The sequence below is a fragment of the Pseudomonas sp. Z4-7 genome, from assembly GCF_051131965.1.
Classification (GTDB): domain Bacteria; phylum Pseudomonadota; class Gammaproteobacteria; order Pseudomonadales; family Pseudomonadaceae; genus Aquipseudomonas.
The window spans coordinates 3770677-3789309 of record NZ_CP071642.1 but is presented as its reverse complement, the minus strand read 5'-3'; the positions used below and the strand labels follow the sequence as shown (position 1 = coordinate 3789309).

The following is an 18633-nucleotide window of genomic DNA, read 5'->3' as shown; positions in this document are numbered from 1 at the left end:
AGCGCCCTTGCGCGGTCGGCTGCTTTCCTGACAAAAATACTGGGACTTTGTCCGGCGCGATGATTGGCGTAAACTGCCGGCAAGCCTGCGAGGAGTTTCCATGACCGCCATTACCATTACCGATGCCGCCCACGATTACCTGGCCGACCTGCTGTCCAAGCAGAACACCCCGGGTATCGGGATCCGCATCTTCATCACCCAGCCCGGCACCCAGTACGCAGAGACGTGCATTGCCTACTGCAAGCCGGGAGAAGAAAAACCCGAAGATACCGCGCTGGGGCTCAAGAGCTTCACCGCGTACATCGACTCGTTCAGCGAAGCTTTCCTGGACGATGCGGTGGTCGACTACGCCACCGACCGCATGGGCGGCCAGCTGACCATCAAGGCGCCGAACGCCAAGGTACCGATGGTCAACGCCGACAGTCCGGTCAACGAGCGCATCAACTATTACCTGCAAACCGAGATCAACCCGGGGCTGGCCAGCCACGGCGGCCAGGTGTCGCTGATCGACGTGGTGGAAGACGGCATCGCCGTGCTCCAGTTCGGCGGCGGTTGCCAGGGCTGCGGCCAGGCTGACGTGACCTTGAAGGAAGGCATCGAGCGCACCTTGCTCGAGCGCATCCCGGAACTCAAGGGCGTACGCGACGTGACCGACCACACGCAGAAAGAAAACGCCTACTACTGATAGGTGCCAGTTGCGCGCAGAACACTGTGGCGAGGGAGCTTGCTCCCGCTCGATTGCGTAGCAATCGCAAGGCAACCCGCGCGTCTTCCGTGATTGACGCGTGAGTCGCCAAGGGACCGCTTCGCGGTCCAGCGGGAGCAAGCTCCCTCGCCACAAAAGCTTCTAGGGTCAGCATGCCATCTTAGAGGCGCCGCCGATCCCTGTGGGAGCGAGCCTGCTCGCGAAGGGGCCGGCACATTCGACATCGTTGCCGGCTGATCCACCGCTTTCACGAGCAGGCTCGCTCCCACAAGGGATTCCGACTGAGCCATATCGACGAGTCAGGGCCTGTACAGATGCGCATGCCCGGCGCGATACAGCGATGATTCGCTGAACACATCATTGCCCAATACACGCCCCACCAGTATCAGCGCCGTACGTCGAAAGCCCTTGGCTTGGACCTTCCCGGCGATATCCTCCAGCGTACCCACCACCCAATCCTGATCCGGCCACGTGGCCCGGTGAATCACTGCGATCGGACAATCCGCGCCGTAGTGGGGCAGCAGTTCCGCGACTATTTTTTCCAGGTGATTGACGCCCAGGTGAATTGCCATGGTTGCGCCATGCTGCGCCAGGCTGGCGAGTTCTTCCCCGGCGGGCATCGCGGTCTTGTCCGCGTAGCGGGTCAGGATCACGCTCTGGGACACGTCCGGTAGCGTCAGCTCGGCGCCGAGCAGGGCCGCGCAGGCTGAGGTGGCGGTGACGCCCGGAACGATTTCGAAAGGGATGTCCAGTTCCCGCAGGCAGCGGATCTGCTCGCCGATCGCGCCATACAGACTTGGATCGCCGGAGTGCACCCGGGCCACGTCCTGGCCGTTCAGATGCGCGATCCTGATCAGTTCGACGATCTGTTCCAGGTGCAGCTCTGCGCTGTTGACCACCTGTTCGGCGCTGTGGCCTTCGAGCACGGCCGCCGGCACCAGGGAGCCGGCGTAGATGATCACCGGGCAACGGTGGATCAGGCGCTGGCCTTTCACGGTGATCAGTTCCGGGTCGCCGGGGCCGGCACCGATGAAGTAAACGGTCATGACCGGTTCCTGTAGAAAAGGGCCTTGCATGAGCAGCGCTCATGATTCCGGCGGCGATTATCGAGGGTTACGAAGCTGCCGCCAATGCCAGAGTGGCTTGCGCACTTTTCTGACGGGTAATCAGCAGTCTCGCGGGCGAATCGCCCAGTTGATCGGCCAGGGCAAGGGCGGCGCTTTCGGCGACGCCGTGGCAGCCCGTACGCTCGAAGGCGACCCGGGAACGCTGGCTGAGCTGGGTTTGATAACCCGCCAACTGCTCGGCAGTGAAGCAGGTCAGTGGCAGCGCCAATTGCTCGGCCAGCTCCAGCAGGCCCGGTTCGTCGTGCTTGAGATCGATACTGGCCAAGGCCTGTACATTATCGAGCGCAATGCCATGGGCCAGCAGCGTCTGCTCAAGCAATGCCCGCAATGCACTGGCCGGGCAACCGCGTTGGCAGCCCAGGCCGACCACCAGGATCGGCCCGCTATTCATGCGTCGTGGCGAGCCTGGGCGCCACGGCGAAACAGCCAGGCGCTGATCAGGCCCAGGGCGAGCCAGAACGCGACATTGGTCAGTTGCGCGGCGATCTTGAACTGGCTTTCCAGCGCCTCGGGGGCCAGCATCGAATGGACTTCAGGCTGCGGCGCGCCGATGACGTGAGGCACCAGCAACGTCGCAACACCCAGCAGCTTCAGCAGCCACTGCCGGCCGAAGGCAATCAGGGCGATGCCTACCGCCGTGGACGCCGCCGTGCCGATCCACCACATCTGCCGCTGGGCCAGCTCAGCCGCCGCCGTACCAGGCAGTTCCGGTGGCAGGCCAAGCGTTGGCGCGAGGACGAAGGTGGCGTAACCGGCCAGGCCCCAAAGCAAGCCCTGGGACGTACGCGTCGGCTCGCGCAAGGTGTACAGGCCCGCCAGCATCAGGGCGAAACCCACCGCGACCACCAGGTTGCCGCCGGTGGTGGCGAGCAGGCGTTGCCAGCCGTCTTGCGGTTCCCAGGCTTCGGCGTCGTGGCTGTGGGCAGCGCCCGAAGCATGCTCATGGACTTCGCTGGCCGGGGCCTTTTCGTAGGTTTCGGCTTGCTGAATCAGCGGCGAGACCCACAGGCTTTGTAGAAGAGTCAACAGCAGGGCGGCCAGCAGCCCGCTGAAACCGGCAGTCCGGGCGATACGCTTGATCATGTCGTCAGGTCTCAGTGGCACGGGAACGCGGCGCTGTGCCGGGTGTCGTGGGCCGCGTTGTGCACCGCTTCGATGTGGGAGAAACCGGCGAAGTAGACCAGGCCCGCACCGAGGATCGAGGCGAGGACCGCCGCGCTCAGGCGCTGGCTCAGGGTGACAGTGCTGCTGGTGGTGCGGGCGGTGCTGCTGATGGTCGACATGGCGCTTCCCTCGGGTTTGTCGGCGGGGAAGCGAGCGCAATGAAAACCCGGGCGAGGGCTCGCCAGAATTCGAACAGCGCCCGCCCACCGCGGGTTTGTTGAGCTTGAGTCATGGGCCGGTCTCCGGGCTCGCGAGGGGCTGGGCCAAAGCCTTGCCTGCAAGCGTCACCTTCCCATGCCAAGGCACAGTGGATTCGACGCTTCGCTCGCTTACCGTTGCGGGGGCAGCACCGGACTGACGTGGCCTTGGAGTAAAGCACACGATTCACCGGTTTCCCGTTTCACCCTGTGAAGGGCACCCGTAACTAGGCCGACAGGAGACCATGGGCGAGGCCGGGGCGTCAATCGCGGCTTCGCGCCACCGATGCGGTGGATTATTTTTCATCTCGCCCTGCAAAAGCCGCAAGTCAGGCCGATAACGAGGTAGGCGTACACACAATTATCCCAAACGATACGCTGGCGGCATGGAGGCTCGACCATCACCCGAGGCTTCCCCATGTCCCTACGCAGTTTGAATATCGCCCCCCGAGCCTTTCTCGGCTTCACTGTCATCGCACTGCTTGTCGTCGTCCTCGGCGTGTTCGCCGCCAATCGCATGTCCGTCATTCGCCAGGCTTCGGTGGACATGGAACAGACCCAGGTGCCCAGCGTCAGCCATCTGGCCAGTGTGATGGAAAGCGTCTTGCGTATGCGGATCCTCTCGTTTCGCATACTGGTGAACCGTGACCCGGCCAGCCTGAACGAGGCCGACGGGCGCATCGGTGTGCTGGTGGAAAAACTGCACAAGGCCAATAACAGCTATGCGGCGCTGCCAGCCACCCCGCAAGAGGCCGAGCTGTACAAGACTTTTTCCGCGACGCTTGCAAAGTATCTCGAGGCCCAGCAGGAAATGCTCCAGCTGTCGCGTCAGGACAAGCTTGATCAACTGCGCGCCCATATCAATACGCGGATCAAGGAAGGCACCGACCTGATGGGCGAACAGCTCAACAAACTCATCGAGTTCAACGTGGCCAGCGCCGGCGAAGCATCGGCCAAGGCTGACGGCTACTACAGCAGCGCCATCACCGGCATTATCGTCGTCTCGGTCATCGCCGCGCTGGCAACCGTGCTGCTGGCCTTGCTCCTGACCCGCAGTATTGTCACCCCCCTGAATCGGGCGCTCGAAGCAGCCCGGACCATAGCCGGCGGCAATCTGGTCACCGTCATCATCGACGACGGCAAGGACGAACCTGCGCGATTGCTCCAGGCCTTGGGCGCCATGCAGGGCAGCCTGCGCCAGACCATCGAGCAGATTGCCGGTTCCGCCACCCAACTGGGCGCCGCCGCTGAAGAGTTGAGTGCCGTCACCCAGGAGTCTTCCCGCGGCTTGCAAAGGCAGCACAGCGAAATCGAGCAGGCGGCCACCGCCGTCAATGAGATGACCGCCGCGGTCGAGGAGGTTGCCCGCAACGCGGTGTCCACTTCCGAAGCCTCGAACCAGTCAACCCAGGCGGCCCGGGAAGGGCGCACGCGAGTGGTGGAGACCGTCGATGCGATCCAGACCATGACCCATGACGTACAAGCCACCGCCGCGATGGTCGAGGGCCTGGCGGTCCAGGGGCGCGACATCGGCAAGGTGCTGGACGTGATCCGCGCCATCGCCGAACAGACCAACCTGCTGGCCCTCAACGCGGCCATCGAAGCGGCCCGGGCCGGGGAGGCCGGACGTGGTTTCGCGGTGGTGGCCGACGAAGTCCGTGCCTTGGCCCATCGCACCGCGCAATCGACCCAGGAAATCGAAAAAATGGTGGCCGGCATCCAGAACGGCACCGGCGAGGCCGTGCAGTCGATGCAGCAAAGCAACCAGCGCACCCAAAGCACCCTGGAACTGGCCCGTGGTGCCGGCGTGGCGCTGGAACAGATCACCCAGTCGATCCACCAGATCAACGAGCGCAACCTGGTCATTGCCAGCGCATCCGAAGAACAGGCCCAGGTCTCCCGCGAAGTGGACCGCAACCTGATGAACATCCGTGACCTGGCGACCCAATCGGCCAGCGGCGCGCAACAGACCAGCGACGCCACTCACGAACTGTCGCGCCTGGCGGTGGGTTTGAATGCGACGGTGGCGCGCTTCGTTATTTGAGATAGGGTTGAAGCTGGATACCGCGCGAACAGGAGCAATGCATGCGCTTTTCAGCCTTGACCCAACGCATCACCGGCGACGGTGCCGCCGCCTGGCAGATCCATGACCGGGCGCTGGCCATGCGCGAACAGGGCAGGGAGGTGCTGTTGCTGTCGGTGGGCGATCCGGATTTCGACACGCCTCCGGCCATTGTCGAGGCCGCCGTCGCGAGCCTGCGGGCGGGGGACACGCATTACTCGGATACCCGTGGACTGCATGCGTTGCGCGCCAGCATCGCCCGGCGCCACCAGCAACGTTGCGGCCAGCCGGTGGGCGCCGGGCACGTTACGGTGCTGCCCGGCGCCCAGTGTGCGGTCTTCGCGGTCGCGCAGTGCCTGCTCGACCCCGGCGACGAGGTGATTGTCGCCGAACCGATGTACGTCACCTACGAAGCGGTCTTTGGCGCCTGCGGGGCGAAAGTGGTCCCGGTGACGGTGCGTCCGGAAAACGCTTTTCGGGTAGAGCCGGCCGACGTGGCCCAGCTGATCACGCCGCGTACCCGCGTGATGCTGCTCAACAGCCCCAACAATCCCTCCGGCGCCAGCCTGCCGCTGGCCACCTGGCAAGCGTTGGCGCAACTGTGCATCGAGCATGACCTGTGGCTTATCAGCGATGAGGTCTACAGCGACTTGCTCTACGACGGCGAACATATCAGCCCGGCCAGCCTGCCGGGCATGGCCGAGCGCACCGCCACCCTCAACAGCCTGTCCAAATCCCACGCCATGACAGGCTGGCGCATCGGCTGGGCCATCGGCCCCGAGTCCCTTGCCGGGCATCTGGCGAACCTGTCGCTGTGCATGCTGTTCGGCCTGCCGGACTTCGTCCAGCGCGCCGCCCAGGTTGCCCTTGAGCGGGATCTGCCTGAAGTGGCGCGGATGCGCGAGGAATATCGCCAGCGCCGTGACCTGGTATGCGCGGCGCTGGAGGGGCGTGCGGGCCTCAGGCCGGTACGGCCTGATGGCGGGATGTTCGTGATGGTCGACGTGCGCCAGACGGGTCTCGCCGCCCAGGCATTTGCCGAGCGCCTGCTGGACGACTACGGCGTGTCGGTGCTGGCGGGCGAGGCGTTCGGGCCGAGCGCGGCAGGGCATATCCGGATCGGCCTGGTGGTCGACCAAGTGCAATTGGCGGATGCGTGCCTCCGGATCGTCGAGTGTGCGGCGGCCTTGCTGCAGGTCGATTGGTGAAGTTTTGTAGACGCTATGTGAAATTGTGTAAGGGTTTTGCTCGACCACGGGCGCCGGCGTATATCCTAGGTGGCTTGAGATTTCTTGCGCCTGTGGGACCGCCATCGCGAGCAAGCTCGCTCCCACACGGTTTTTGCTGCGTACCGAAACCCCTGTGGGAGCGAGCCTGCTCGCAATGAGTCCCGCCCAGGCGCCACCGTATTTTCTGGACCACCCCATGCCCAACATCCTCCTCGTCGAAGACGACGCCGCCCTTTGCGAACTGATCTCCAGCTACCTGGAGCGCAACGGCTATCAGGTCAGCGTCCTCAACCGTGGCGATCACGTCCGCGAGCGGGCACGGGCCAATCCGCCGGACCTGGTGATCCTCGACCTGATGCTGCCGGGCCTGGATGGCTTGCAGGTCTGCCGTCTGCTGCGCGCCGATTCGGCGACCCTGCCGATCCTGATGCTCACCGCTCGGGATGACAGCCACGACCAGGTGCTGGGCCTGGAAATGGGCGCCGATGACTACGTCACCAAGCCCTGCGAGCCGCGGGTATTGCTGGCGCGGGTACGCACCCTGCTGCGGCGCAGTAGCCTCGCTGAACCGCAAACGGTCAACGACCGTATTGTCATGGGCAACCTGTGCATCGATCTGTCCGAGCGCACCGTCACCTGGCGCGGGCAGCCGGTGGAGCTGTCCAGCGGCGAGTACAACCTGCTGGTGGTGCTGGCCCGGCATTCCGGCGAGGTGCTCAGCCGCGACCAGATTTTGCAGCGCTTGCGCGGCATCGAATTCAACGGCACCGATCGCTCGGTGGACGTGGCCATTTCCAAATTGCGGCGCAAATTCGACGACAACGCCGGCGAGGCGCGCAAGATCAAGACCGTGTGGGGCAAGGGTTACCTGTTCAGCCGTTCCGAGTGGGAATGCTGATCGATGTGGAAACTGCTGATTCGCCTCTATCTTGTGACCATCGTCTCCTACAGCGCGGCGATCTACCTGATGCCGGAACTGGTGATCCGCCTGTTCCATGAGCGCTTCCAGACTTACAACCTCGACTATTCCCGTGGCCTGCAAACTTTGATGGCCAAGCAGTTTCGCGCCGTGCCCAGCGCGCAATGGCCGGCGCTGGCAGCGCAGATGGACAAGGAGTTCGAGCCGCTGCACATCGAGCTCGCCGCCACCGATGATGCGGATTTCACCGCCGCCGAGCAGGCGCGTCTGCAGCGCGGTGAGAATGTGGTGCGCATCGGCGACTGGGGTTGGCGAACCCTGGCGGCCGCGCCGCTGGATGGGCGCACCGCGGTCAAGATGATCGTTCCCCCGGATCCGGCTGATGTCAGCTGGCTGTACTGGAGCATCAACGTGCTGATCGGCGCGACGATGCTCGGCTGCCTGCTGCTCTGGCTGCGGCCGCACTGGCGCGACCTGGAGCGGCTCAAGCGCACCGCCGAGCGTTTCGGCAAGGGCCACCTGGGTGAGCGCACGCATATCGCGCCGCGCTCCAACATCGGCAGCCTGGCCCATGTGTTCGACACCATGGCGGGCGATATCGAGAACCTGCTCAATCAGCAGCGCGACCTGCTCAATGCCGTATCCCATGAGCTGCGCACGCCTTTGACCCGGCTCGATTTCGGCCTGGCGCTGGCCTTGTCCGAGGATTTGCCGGCGCCCAGCCGCGAGCGTCTGCAAGGGCTGGTGGCGCACATTCGTGAGTTGGATGAGTTGGTGCTGGAGCTGTTGTCCTATAGCCGCCTGCAGAACCCCGAGCGCCTGCCGGAGCGGGTCGAAGTGCCGCTGGACGAGTTCATCGACAGCATCCTCGGCAGCCTCGATGAGGACCTGGCGGCGCCGGAGGTGGTGATCGACGTTTTGCTGCACGGGGCGCTGGAGCATTTCGAGCTCGACCCGCGCCTCACCGCCCGGGCCTTGCAGAACCTGCTGCGCAATGCGATGCGCTATTGCGAAAAACGCATCCAGGTGGGGGTGCTGGTCAGCGAGCAAGGCTGCGAAATCTGGGTCGACGATGACGGCATCGGCATTCCCGACAGCGAGCGTGAGCGGGTATTCGAGCCGTTCTACCGGCTGGACCGCAGCCGTGATCGCGCCACGGGCGGCTTCGGCCTCGGCCTGGCGATCAGCCGCCGCGCCCTGCAAGCCCAGGGCGGCACCCTGACGGTCGAAGCCTCGCCGCTGGGCGGGGCACGCTTCCGGCTCTGGCTACCCCCAACCTGCTGATCCCCTCCTGTGGCGAGGGAGCTTGCTCCCGCTGGGCCACAAAGTGGCCCCCCTTCAGCCAAACAACCCCGCCGCAATATTGATCGAAAACCCCAGGATCGCCGTGTTGAATACAAACCCGATCAACGACTGCGCCAACACGATCTTGCGCAGCTGCCGCGTCGCAACACCCACGTCCGAAGTCTGCACCGCCACGCCGATGGTGAAAGAGAAGTACAGGAAGTCCCAGTAGTTCGGCGTGGTCAGTCCCTCGGCAAAACGCAGGGCGGGCTCCTTGCCGGACCAGGTGTAATACAGGCGCGCGTAGTGCACGCTGAAAATTACCCCGATCAGTAGCCATGAACCGATCACGGTCAATGCAGTGAAACCGTAATGCAGCAGCTTGCCTGCGGTTTGCAGGTCGCGGCTGCCGGCCAGTTCGAAGGTGATGGTTGCCAGGCTCGCCAAGGCCGCGATGCAGACCATCAGCAGGACCAGCCCGGCGTTCTCGTCTTCGATTTCGGCGATGCGCTTGACGTCAGGTGCCTTGGCTCGCACCGTCAGCCAGAACATCAGCGCCAGGTAGGTCCAGACCCCGACGTTCCAGCCGATCAGGACCTTGCCGATGATCGAATCCGCGGGGATCAGCAGGCCCGCCGCCAGGCCGATGACCGTGGCGCAGGAAAGACGCGGGTGAGTGCGGGTGAGGCGAGGCATGGGAGCTCACTGTGGCGGGGGGATGCCGGGGAGTATGAATCAGATCTTAGCCGAAGCAGTCAGGCTCGGGTTCTTCATTTGCGGCGACTGCCGCCTTCGCGAGCAGGCTCGCTCCCACATGAATTTGTGTATGGACGAGCTTGATCGTGATGACGAGGTGTCTTTCGTCGCAAATATTCCGCCGATGATGGCTTTTTGATGCTTGGTTCGTGCACCGCCGTACCAATTGTGTACAATCGCCGACTTTTCAACCAGGCATGGAAGCAGTTCGGCCTTTTGGCCACGAGAAAAATCCATGCTCATCGGCAGCTATTCCCCCGCCCTTGTTTCGATTTCCCTGTTTGTCGCGATCCTGGCGTCCTATACCGCGCTGGACCTGACCGGACGCATAACCACTGCCCAGGGTCGGGCCGTGCATTTCTGGATGGCGGGTGGTGCCTTGGCGATGGGGGTGGGCATCTGGTCCATGCATTTCATCGGCATGCTCGCGTTCAGCTTGCCGGTGGAGCTTGGCTACGATGTGGCGATTACTGCGTTGTCGCTGCTGATCGCCATCCTTTCCAGCGGCTTTGCCCTCTGGCTGGTCAGCCAGCCACAACTGCGGGCCTGGCAGCTGGTGTTCGGCGCGCTGGTGATGGGCACTGGCATCAGCGCCATGCACTACACCGGTATGGCGGCCTTGCGGATGCAGCCGGGTATCGATTATGACCCGACGCTGTTCGGCGCCTCATTGGTAATAGCCGTGGTGGCGTGCGCGGCGGCGTTATGGATCGCCTTTCACCTGCGCCAGAACACGCCTCATGTACGTCTCGCTCGCGCCGGTGCCGCCGTGGTGATGGGCGCTGCCATCGTCGGCATGCATTACACCGGCATGGCCGCGGCGCAGTTCAGCGAAGGCAGTTTCTGCGGTTCCCTGGACGGTTTGAGCGGTAAGGGCCTGGATAACCTGGTGCTGATCACCACCTTGGCGGTGCTGGCGATTGCCTTGCTGACTTCGATCCTCGATGCACGCCTGGAAGCCCGTACCGCGGAACTGGCCAGGTCCTTGACCCAGGCCAATCGCGAACTGACCCAACTGGCCCTGCACGACCCCCTGACCGGCCTGCCCAACCGGGTCTTGCTGGCGGATCGCATCGGCCAGGCGATGCACCGGGTGCAAGAGCAGGGCGGTTGTTTCGCCCTGATGTTCATCGATCTGGACGGCTTCAAACCGGTCAACGATGCCTTTGGCCACCACATGGGTGACTTGTTGCTGCGGGACGTCGCGCTGCGCCTGCGTGAAGACCTGCGCAGCCAGGACACCCTGGCGCGGATCGGTGGTGACGAGTTTGTCCTGCTGGTGCAACTGGCCGAGCCGGACGACGCCTTGCGCCTGGCCGCGCGTCAGGTCGGGCTGATCGGTCGCACGTTCCGGGTCGCCGACCATGACCTGCAGATTTCCGCCAGCGTCGGCATCGCGCTGTACCCTGGCAATGGCCAGAGCGCCGATGAATTGCTGATGAATGCCGATGCGGCGATGTACCACGCCAAGGGTGCCGGCAAGAATGGCTACAGCTTTTTCGACGCCTCGATGAACAGCAACGCCCGCCGACAACTGCAACTGCTGCAGGATTTGCGCATCGCGGTCGAACAGCGCCAGTTCAGCCTCCATTACCAGCCCAAGTTCGATGCGGCGAACGGCCGCCCGGTGGGCGCCGAAGCACTGCTGCGCTGGAACCATCCGACCCAGGGCCTGCTGATGCCCGACACTTTCATCGACCTGGCGGAAAAGACCGGGCTGATTATCCCGATCGGCGAATGGGTGCTGAACGAAGCCTGCCGGCAGATGCGTGAATGGTACGTGTTGGGCTACACCGATTGGCGTATCGCGGTGAACCTGTCAGCGTTGCAGTTCTGCCATACGGGCCTGGTGCAGAGCGTGGCCAAGGCATTGGAGACGCACCATCTGCCGGCGAACAGCCTGACCCTGGAAATCACCGAGACCACTGCCATGAGCGACGCGGACGCGAGCATGACGGTGCTGCAACAGCTGTCGGACATGGGTGTGGACCTGTCCATCGACGACTTCGGCACCGGTTATTCGAGCCTGATGTACCTCAAGCGCCTGCCGGCCAACGAGCTGAAGATCGACCGCGGTTTCGTGCGAGACCTTGAGCACGACAGTGACGACGCGGCTATCGTCTCGGCCATCGTCGCCCTCGGCCAGGCCTTGGGCTTGCGGATCGTTGCCGAAGGCGTGGAGACCGATGTGCAACAGGACTTCCTCACCCAGTTGGGCTGCGATTCGCTGCAGGGGTATCTGCTGGGGCATCCGCAGCCGGCCGAACACTTCCTGAAGGACATTCGTCAGGCCCGACGCGTCGAGATGGCCTGAGGCGATCGTTCAGGGAACGATCTCGAACGCGGTACTGCCCAGCCGTTCGCCATTGATCAGCAGATGGACCGCATGCCGGCCCGCGTAGTGCCGGCGGGTGGTCAGCTCGCGAATCTGCTGGGAACGGCTGAGACTGGCAGAAGCCAGGGCGGGCAGGTCGAACGTCTTGAGCTTGAACACTTTGGCTGACGTGCCGCCGGATGCTTTCACATAGTCGATCGCGTAATCGATCACCAGGCGCTGGCTTTGTCCGGCCGTGGACTGCACCTTGAACGACAAGGTGATGGGCTCGCCCAGGCGAATCACCGCTGGCGTCACTTGCAGCTCGGAAACTTCCACCTGCGCCCTGGCGCCAGCGCCGATAACCGCCAGCGCCCGCAGATTGCCTTGCTTGATCAGGCTGCGCAGCGCGTGTCGGGCAATCCATGCGCTATGGCGATCGTGTAATGGCCAGCCTTCGATCCGCTTCAGGACCCAATCGGGATGCTGCTTGGTCACGTCGTTCAGGTGATTGGCGACGGATTTGCGCACGTACAGGCTGTCGTCGGCCTTGAGCGCATCAAGGATTCCTGCGGCGAGTTCCGGGTTGGCCTGGATCGGCTCCAGGTGAAACGACCAAGGCAAGCGCGGCCGGCAGCCTTCGCTGGCAAGGCGGCGGACGTGCTCGTTGGCGTCCAGCGCCCAGTCATGCATGACCCCGAGGGTGCGCGTCAGGTCGTCGCGCAGGAAATGCCGCACGGCAAACTCAGCGGAGCCAAACCGGGTGAAATACTTGAGCGCGTCCATCGACAGCTCGAAGGTTTGCCGACCGTAGGAGGCGACATAGTGCGGCAGGAACATGCTGACGAACATGCTGTTCACACGCGGGGCCACGGCCCGCAACACCTCCAGCGAGGCTTCGTAACTCAGCGGCAGGACCTCATGCAGGCACTCGCTGACCCGCGCCATGCGCTGCATGACCGACAATTCGGCCAATCCGTCGTTGGCCAGGTTCAAGAACGCCTTGGCATCGAAGGCCGGGTACACCGCGCGCATTTCGCTGGCGATGTGTTCAAGGCGCGCGGCGTTGAAGATTTCCTTGAGGGCGGGGGCTGAAGAGGTCATGGCGAGGTCCGTGGTCCAGGAGTTCGCCACTATGCCATGGCGGACCCGTGGCGAGGGAGCTTGCTCCCGCTCGGCTGCGCAGCAGTCGTAAGCGCGGTAAATGCAATGTCATTGAACGACCGCGCCGTCTGGATTGGGGCTGCTACGCAACCCAGCGGGAGCAAGCTCCCTCGCCACGGGGATGCGGTTCATGGAAAAAGGAATGATTCGCCGCCAATGCAGTCCCAGATTCAGTACCTTGAATAACTGGAGTTTTTTATGCGTAAACCAACCTTGATCGCCAGCCTGGTCCTGATCGCCGGCCTCGGAGCCTTTGGGCCCGTTGCGCAAGCGGTCGAGAAAACCGGCGACGCCCTTGAGCATTCGCCGAGCAATGGCCGCCGGCTGGTGGAAAATGACCGGGTACCGGCAGACTATCAGCGCGCGGACAGGGCCATGAAGGACTGGAAACAGAAGAAACTCGAACAGCCGACCGACGAGCAGCAATGGGTGCAGATCGACGACAAGTACCTGCTGATCGAAACCGTGTCCGGCGCCATCGTCAAGATCGTTCCCGCTACACGCTAGACCCTCAAAGCACTTCGCCCTTGTCCCACAAGTGGACAAGCTCGCCAGGTGCCCGGTCCTCGGGCACCTGAAGCACCATCTCGTCATCCTGATCGTTCGCCCGATAACGTACCTCGATCTGGAAATACCTTTGGTCGCCCCGACCCGGCGTGGAGGACGTGAGCGGCAGGCAGCCCTCCAGCACCGAGCAGATGCGCGAGCGCTGGTTGATATCGCACTGGGCGAATTCGATTTCCCGGGGGCGGGTCAGGGCATGGATGGCCGCCACGCCACCTTGGCGTGACAGCTTGACCACGGCTTTATCGTCAAGGTCTGGAAGGGTTTTCATCCGTTCTCCTCGTTCAGGTCGACGCCCACCTGGGCCCAGCCATCCTGCACCGCTTGCACTTCCCGCTCACCGAAACGCTGGCGGGCATGCTCGACGGTCAGGCGGGCGAACGCACTGAAGGAGGCGTCGTTGGCCAATTGTCTGTCGCACAAGGTGTCATACCAGATCCGCCCGGCCTTTTCCCAGGCAAATCCGCCCAGGGTTGTTGCCACCAGATAAAAGGCCCGGTTGGGAATGCCGGAATTGATGTGCACGCCGCCGTTGTCTTCACGGGTGATGACGAATTCGCGCATATGCCCCGGTTGCGGATCCTTGCCCAGCAGCGGGTCATCGTAGGCGGTACCAGGGTTGGACATGCTGCGCAGGCCGTCACCGTTGATCCTGTCGGTGAGCAGGTCGGCGCCGATCAGCCAGTCGGCCTGGTCGGCGGTCTGGCCCAATACGAATTGCTTGACCAACACGCCGAACACGTCGGAGATCGACTCGTTCAACGCTCCGGACTGGTTGGCATAGATCAGGCCGGCTTCGCTTTCGGTGACGCCATGGGCCAGTTCATGAGCCACCACGTCCAGGGAGCGGGTGAAACGCTGGAAGATCTCGCCATCACCGTCACCGAACACCATCTGCGCGCCGTTCCAGAAGGCATTCTCATAACCTTGGCCGTAATGCACGCTGCCGACCAATGCAAAGCCCTTGTTATCGATGGAGTCGCGCCCGAGCACTTTCCAGAAAAACTCATAGGTGGCGCCGAGGGCGTCATACGCTTCGTCCACCGCCGGGTCGCCGCTGGCCGCCTGGCCTTCCAGGCGTACCGGCTGGCCGGGCAACTCCATGGTGTTCTGCGCGTCGTGCACGCTGCGCTGTGGATGACCGGCCTTGCCGGGTCTGGGCAGTTTCGCCGTGGCGGGTGGATTGCTCGGCGGGCCAGGGTTGTGGCGCAGATTCTTGACGTGGGTCAGGGTGCCCAGGGCGCTGGAACGTTGCTGTTCGGAGCCATGGGCAATGATGCGATTGAGGATATAAGGCGGAATGAAACCGTGGAGCGGACGAGAGTCGATCATCAGAAGGTCCTTATCTGAAAATGCAGGGTCGATACCCATGTGAACCGAAGTGGCCGTTGCGGTTCCCCTTTGCCGCAAAAGGTTGCCTGTCGCGCGGATTTCTGCGAAAACCCCGCGCCTGGATCACACGGGAATAACGCCATGAATGAAGAGCTGCAAATCACCGACCTGGAACCGGGCGACGGCAAAAGCGTAGTCAAAGGAGCGCTGATTACCACTCAATATCGCGGCACCCTCGAGGACGGCACCGAGTTCGATTCGTCCTACAGTCGTGGCAAGCCCTTTCAATGCGTGATCGGTACCGGTCGCGTGATCAAGGGCTGGGATATCGGCCTGATGGGGATGAAAGTCGGCGGCAAGCGCAAGCTGCTGGTGCCGGCCCATCTGGCCTATGGTGAGCGCTCCATGGGCGCTCACATCAAGCCTAACAGCAACCTGGTTTTTGAAATCGAGCTGCTGGAAGTGCTGACCCGCGATGATTGATGGCGCCGTGTTTAGCGGTCGCTGAATAGCGGGGTGCGTCCGTTGATCGAGGGGCGATAGCTCCAGGCCAACCGGTCCAGGCGTGGATTGTGCTCAAGGATTGTTTCCACGGTGGCCCGAGCGATATTCATGGCCAAGTCTTGGCCAGGGCATTCATGGCGGCCGCTGCCAAAGCTGAAACTGCGGCGGTTGGCGCGATCCAACAGCAACGCGTCCGGTTGCGGGTTGAGCTGCGGGTCGCGGTTGGCTGAAGCCAGCAGGACCAGTACCACATCTCTCGGTTCTAGCGCAGTGCCAAGGATTTCGCAGGGCATGGCGATGAAGCGCCGGGTGTTCTGCACCGCCGGGTCGAAGCGCTGCACTTCAGCCAGCAACGCGCCGATCAGTTTGGGATCGTCCCGAACCTGTTGATGTAAAGCGGGGTCGCGAGCTAACGCCAATAGCCCATTGCCGATCAAGCCCGCCGTGGCTTCGTAGGTTTGCGAGAGCAGGCCGATCAGGTTGGCGATCCGGCTGTCCGGGGCGGCGCCTTCGAAGTCCTGGCATATGAGGCTCAGCAAGGGAGTGTCCTGCGCCTCGATCCGTTCCTGGAAAAGGCTCGTCAATTGCTCGCTGGCCCGGTGCGCGGCTTCAAGCTGCTTCGCCTGGCTCAGGGGTGACAGGCAGGCAACGAAGTCTGCGGTCAATTCGCTGATCAGGCGGCTCTCCGCCGGGTTGAAACCCAGCAATGCCGCCACCACGCTGGCCGGCCCGACGAACTGCGCCTGGTGCAGACCTGCGGCGCCCTCCCTGAGCAAGCGTGCCCTGACCAATGCCTCGACCTGGCGCGGATCGATGTCCTGCAACCGCGGCGCGATCGCCGCCCTCGGGCAGCGCTGCCGTTCGCCTTCGTTCATCCGCATCAGGTGTGCGAACACTTGGCCGGCGGGGCCATCGGCAATTGCCTTGGGCACCGGCTCGTCAGCAGGGCGCACATGGCAATCGGGATGATGCAGTACCGCGCACACCGCCTCGGCGCTGCTGGCGACCCAGAGTTTCAGATGCGCGTCGAAACCGAATCCTCCGTTGTCTTGCAGGCTGGCGTAGTAAGGGTAGGGATCAGCGTGAGTCGCGGCGGTGATCGGGTCCATGAAGCGCAGCCTCGTTCGTGGTGGAGAAAGTGTTGCTACTATCTCCAGTCGATGCATGGCTTGATTCGTCCGGGAGCGAAATATGAACGCAGAACACCATGACATGGGCGTGTCCCAGGTGGCCGCAGCGATTGCCGAACCGGCCCGTACCCGAATGCTCTGCGCGCTGATGGACGGCCACGCCCGCACCAGCACGGAGTTGGCGGCGATTGCCGAGGTCAGCGCTTCCACCGCCAGTGCGCACTTGGCGAAGCTCAAGGACCTTGCCTTGGTGCGTTTGCACGTCCAGGGGCGCCATCGTTACTACAGCCTCGCCGACCAGCGCGTAGCCGAGGCTCTGGAGGCGTTGATGATGATTGGCCAGGGCGCCAGGCCGACCTTCACGCCGCGCACGCCGGATCGCTTGCAGTTCGCCCGCACTTGCTACGACCACATGGCCGGTACGCTGGCGGTGCGGTTGCATGATCGCTTGCTGGAAGCCGGGTGGCTGGTGGAGGTGGAAGGGCGGGGCTATCGGCTCAGTGAATCCGGCGAAGCGCTGTTTGAAGGGCTGGGCATGGACGTTTCTACGCTGATGCTTCAACGCCGCCGGTTCGCCTGCCCGTGCCTGGACTGGAGCATGCGCCGACCGCATCTGGGCGGAGCCCTGGGCGCGGCGTTGCTGCAACTGGCGATCAAGCGCAAATGGGTACGGCAGGACCTGGACAGCCGGGCCCTGACATTGACGGCCTGCGGACGCAGGGAAATGGCGGGGCGGTTCGGGGTCAATGCGGAAGTCGATGTCGTACCCACAGGCGCCATCGCGAGCAAGCTCGCTCCCACAGTGGATTTGAGGTGAATTCAGGATTTCTGGACACCGGCAATCCCTGTGGGAGCGAGCCTGCTCGCGAAGGGGCCTGCAAATCCAACATATCTGCAAGCTGACCCACCGCTTTCGCGAGCGGGCTCGCTCTTACACAAGCCTTTGCTACCGAGGTGTTCGGGTCAGACTTTGACGATCCAGCCCGCGGGTGCTTCCACGTCGCCGGTCTGTACGCCGGTCAGCTCTTTGTAGAGCTTCTGGGTGATCGGGCCGACTTCGGTTTCGCTATGGAACACATGCAGCTTGTCCTTGTAGCTGATCCCACCGATCGGCGTGATCACGGCTGCGGTACCGCAGGCGCCGGCTTCCTTGAACTCCGACAGCTTGTCGATGAACACGTCGCCTTCGATCACTTCCAGGCCCAGGCGCGATTTGGCCAGTTCGATCAGCGACAGGCGGGTGATGCCCGGCAATACCGAAGGGGAGTTGGGGGTGATGAATTTGTTGTCGTGGGTGATGCCGAAGAAGTTGGCCGAGCCGACTTCCTCGATTTTCGAATGGGTCAGCGGGTCCAGGTAGATGCAGTCGGCGAAACTGGCCTTCTTGGCCTGGGAGCCGGGCATCAGGCTGGCGGCGTAGTTGCCACCGACCTTGGCCGCGCCGGTGCCTTGCGGGGCCGCGCGGTCGAAGCTGGAGATCAGGAAGTTGTGTGGGGTCAGGCCGCCCTTGAAATAAGCGCCTACCGGGATGCAGAAGATCGAGAAGATAAACTCGGGCGCGGTGCGCACGCCGATGTTGTCACCCACGCCGATCACGAACGGGCGCAGGTACAGCGCACCGCCGGTGCCATACGGCGGGATGAAGCGCTCGTTGGCGCGGACCACTTGCTTGCAGGCTTCGACGAACTGCTCGGTGTCGACATGTGGCATCAGCAGGCGGGCGCAGCTGCGTTGCATGCGGGCGGCGTTCTGGTCCGGGCGGAACAGGTTGATCGAACCGTCCTTGCAACGATAGGCCTTCAGGCCTTCGAAGCATTGCTGGCCGTAGTGCAGGGCAGTGGAACCCTCGCTGATGTGCAGCACATTGTCGTCGGTCAGGGTGCCCGCGTCCCAGGCGCCGTCGCGCCAGTGCGACAGATAGCGTTTGTCGGTCTTGATGTAGTCAAAGCCCAGTTTGTCCCAATTGATGCTCTCGTTACCCATGACACCCTCTATTTCCTGACAACCGTCGAAACGGTTCAAGGCTTCTGACGTTTTTAATGGGGACAACAATACTTCATTCCGGGGGTGTTTCGCAGCCCGCTCGATAAGGGGCAGACAGATAAATGATGGTGCTCTTGAAAATCGCGAGCAAGCTCGCTCCCACAGGTGATCTCGGTCGTTCATGCGAACGCAATTCCA

The 18633-nt window shown here is 63.2% G+C and carries 20 protein-coding genes, 1 pseudogene and 1 riboswitch; of the genes and pseudogenes, 11 read left to right on the top strand and 10 right to left on the bottom strand.

The window, feature by feature from the left end; all coding sequences use genetic code 11:
* The first annotated feature begins 100 nt into the window (after positions 1–100).
* Positions 101–685 (top strand): Fe-S biogenesis protein NfuA, encoded by a 585-nt coding sequence (nfuA, locus tag J3P91_RS16980; protein ID WP_003182850.1) that lies wholly within the window; start codon positions 101–103, stop codon positions 683–685.
* 320 nt (positions 686–1005) lie between these two features.
* Here nfuA and cobM read toward each other — a convergent pair whose 3' ends face one another.
* The 4 genes from cobM to J3P91_RS16960 all read right to left on the bottom strand — a co-directional run bounded on the left by cobM (position 1006) and on the right by J3P91_RS16960 (position 3116).
* Positions 1006–1752: a precorrin-4 C(11)-methyltransferase gene (gene cobM, locus J3P91_RS16975; protein WP_434601179.1), complete on the bottom strand. Its 747-nt coding sequence runs from the start codon at positions 1750–1752 to the stop codon at positions 1006–1008.
* Between the two features lie 67 nt (positions 1753–1819).
* Positions 1820–2224 carry a cobalamin biosynthesis protein gene (locus J3P91_RS16970; RefSeq protein ID WP_434573410.1) on the bottom strand — a complete coding sequence of 135 codons (405 nt, stop codon included), beginning with the start codon at positions 2222–2224 and terminating at the stop codon, positions 1820–1822.
* Positions 2221–2916 carry a CbtA family protein gene (locus J3P91_RS16965; protein ID WP_434601178.1) on the bottom strand — a complete coding sequence of 232 codons (696 nt, stop codon included), beginning with the start codon at positions 2914–2916 and terminating at the stop codon, positions 2221–2223. The genes J3P91_RS16970 and J3P91_RS16965 overlap by 4 nt, the downstream gene beginning before the upstream one ends.
* Positions 2917–2927: 11 nt before the next feature.
* Positions 2928–3116: a CbtB domain-containing protein gene (locus tag J3P91_RS16960; RefSeq protein WP_420764493.1), complete on the bottom strand. Its 189-nt coding sequence runs from the start codon at positions 3114–3116 to the stop codon at positions 2928–2930.
* 97 nt (positions 3117–3213) lie between these two features.
* A riboswitch (cobalamin riboswitch) is annotated at positions 3214–3434 on the bottom strand.
* Between the two features lie 178 nt (positions 3435–3612).
* On the opposite strand from J3P91_RS16960, the pseudogene J3P91_RS16955 reads away from it, so the two are divergent.
* The 5 genes and pseudogenes from J3P91_RS16955 to J3P91_RS16935 all read left to right on the top strand — a co-directional run.
* Positions 3613–4335: pseudogene (locus tag J3P91_RS16955) on the top strand (MCP four helix bundle domain-containing protein); the annotation flags it as partial.
* A gap of 39 nt (positions 4336–4374) precedes the next feature.
* Positions 4375–5238, top strand: coding sequence for a methyl-accepting chemotaxis protein (locus J3P91_RS16950; protein WP_434605163.1), 864 nt, complete (start codon positions 4375–4377; stop codon positions 5236–5238).
* A 41-nt stretch (positions 5239–5279) separates the two neighbouring features.
* Positions 5280–6464, top strand: a complete 1185-nt coding sequence (locus tag J3P91_RS16945; protein WP_434601177.1) for a pyridoxal phosphate-dependent aminotransferase — start codon at positions 5280–5282, stop codon at positions 6462–6464.
* Positions 6465–6681: 217 nt separating this feature from the next.
* Positions 6682–7383, top strand: coding sequence for a response regulator (locus J3P91_RS16940; RefSeq protein ID WP_434573417.1), 702 nt, complete (start codon positions 6682–6684; stop codon positions 7381–7383).
* Positions 7384–7386: 3 nt separating this feature from the next.
* Positions 7387–8688 carry an ATP-binding protein gene (locus J3P91_RS16935; protein WP_434601176.1) on the top strand — a complete coding sequence of 434 codons (1302 nt, stop codon included), beginning with the start codon at positions 7387–7389 and terminating at the stop codon, positions 8686–8688.
* 54 nt (positions 8689–8742) lie between these two features.
* Here the strand turns inward: J3P91_RS16935 and J3P91_RS16930 are convergent, their stop codons facing one another.
* On the bottom strand, positions 8743–9384 hold the full coding sequence (locus J3P91_RS16930; protein WP_305500305.1) for a DUF1345 domain-containing protein: 642 nt from the start codon (positions 9382–9384) through the stop codon (positions 8743–8745).
* Positions 9385–9418: 34 nt separating this feature from the next.
* On the opposite strand from J3P91_RS16930, the gene J3P91_RS16925 reads away from it, so the two are divergent.
* Complete coding sequence (locus J3P91_RS16925) at positions 9419–9583, top strand: hypothetical protein (protein WP_434601175.1); 165 nt, start codon at positions 9419–9421, stop codon at positions 9581–9583.
* Between the two features lie 96 nt (positions 9584–9679).
* Entirely contained in the window at positions 9680–11758 is a 2079-nt protein-coding gene (locus tag J3P91_RS16920; protein WP_434601174.1) for a putative bifunctional diguanylate cyclase/phosphodiesterase, read from the top strand.
* A gap of 9 nt (positions 11759–11767) precedes the next feature.
* On the opposite strand, the gene J3P91_RS16915 is transcribed toward J3P91_RS16920, so the two are convergent.
* Positions 11768–12862, bottom strand: coding sequence for a DNA alkylation repair protein (locus J3P91_RS16915; protein ID WP_434601173.1), 1095 nt, complete (start codon positions 12860–12862; stop codon positions 11768–11770).
* A 258-nt stretch (positions 12863–13120) separates the two neighbouring features.
* On the opposite strand from J3P91_RS16915, the gene J3P91_RS16910 reads away from it, so the two are divergent.
* A complete protein-coding gene (locus J3P91_RS16910) occupies positions 13121–13429 on the top strand; it encodes an RcnB family protein (protein WP_434573428.1) in 309 nt (102 codons plus the stop codon).
* Positions 13430–13433: 4 nt separating this feature from the next.
* On the opposite strand, the gene J3P91_RS16905 is transcribed toward J3P91_RS16910, so the two are convergent.
* A complete protein-coding gene (locus tag J3P91_RS16905) occupies positions 13434–13757 on the bottom strand; it encodes a protealysin inhibitor emfourin (protein ID WP_305500309.1) in 324 nt (107 codons plus the stop codon).
* Positions 13754–14818, bottom strand: a complete 1065-nt coding sequence (locus tag J3P91_RS16900) for a M4 family metallopeptidase (RefSeq protein ID WP_434573430.1) — start codon at positions 14816–14818, stop codon at positions 13754–13756. The genes J3P91_RS16905 and J3P91_RS16900 overlap by 4 nt, the downstream gene beginning before the upstream one ends.
* A gap of 141 nt (positions 14819–14959) precedes the next feature.
* Here J3P91_RS16900 and J3P91_RS16895 point away from each other — a divergent pair, with 141 nt between their 5' ends.
* The gene (locus J3P91_RS16895) at positions 14960–15301 is read left to right on the top strand and encodes an FKBP-type peptidyl-prolyl cis-trans isomerase (protein ID WP_434601172.1); all 342 of its coding nucleotides are present in this window, start codon (positions 14960–14962) and stop codon (positions 15299–15301) included.
* Between the two features lie 11 nt (positions 15302–15312).
* Here J3P91_RS16895 and J3P91_RS16890 read toward each other — a convergent pair whose 3' ends face one another.
* Positions 15313–16431 (bottom strand): cytochrome P450, encoded by a 1119-nt coding sequence (locus J3P91_RS16890; protein WP_434601171.1) that lies wholly within the window; start codon positions 16429–16431, stop codon positions 15313–15315.
* Positions 16432–16513: 82 nt separating this feature from the next.
* Between J3P91_RS16890 and J3P91_RS16885 the strand changes: the two genes are divergently transcribed.
* The gene (locus J3P91_RS16885; protein WP_434601170.1) at positions 16514–17269 is read left to right on the top strand and encodes an ArsR/SmtB family transcription factor; all 756 of its coding nucleotides are present in this window, start codon (positions 16514–16516) and stop codon (positions 17267–17269) included.
* Between the two features lie 146 nt (positions 17270–17415).
* Here J3P91_RS16885 and J3P91_RS16880 read toward each other — a convergent pair whose 3' ends face one another.
* Positions 17416–18435 (bottom strand): branched-chain amino acid aminotransferase, encoded by a 1020-nt coding sequence (locus J3P91_RS16880; RefSeq protein WP_305500317.1) that lies wholly within the window; start codon positions 18433–18435, stop codon positions 17416–17418.
* Positions 18436–18633 lie beyond the last annotated feature (198 nt).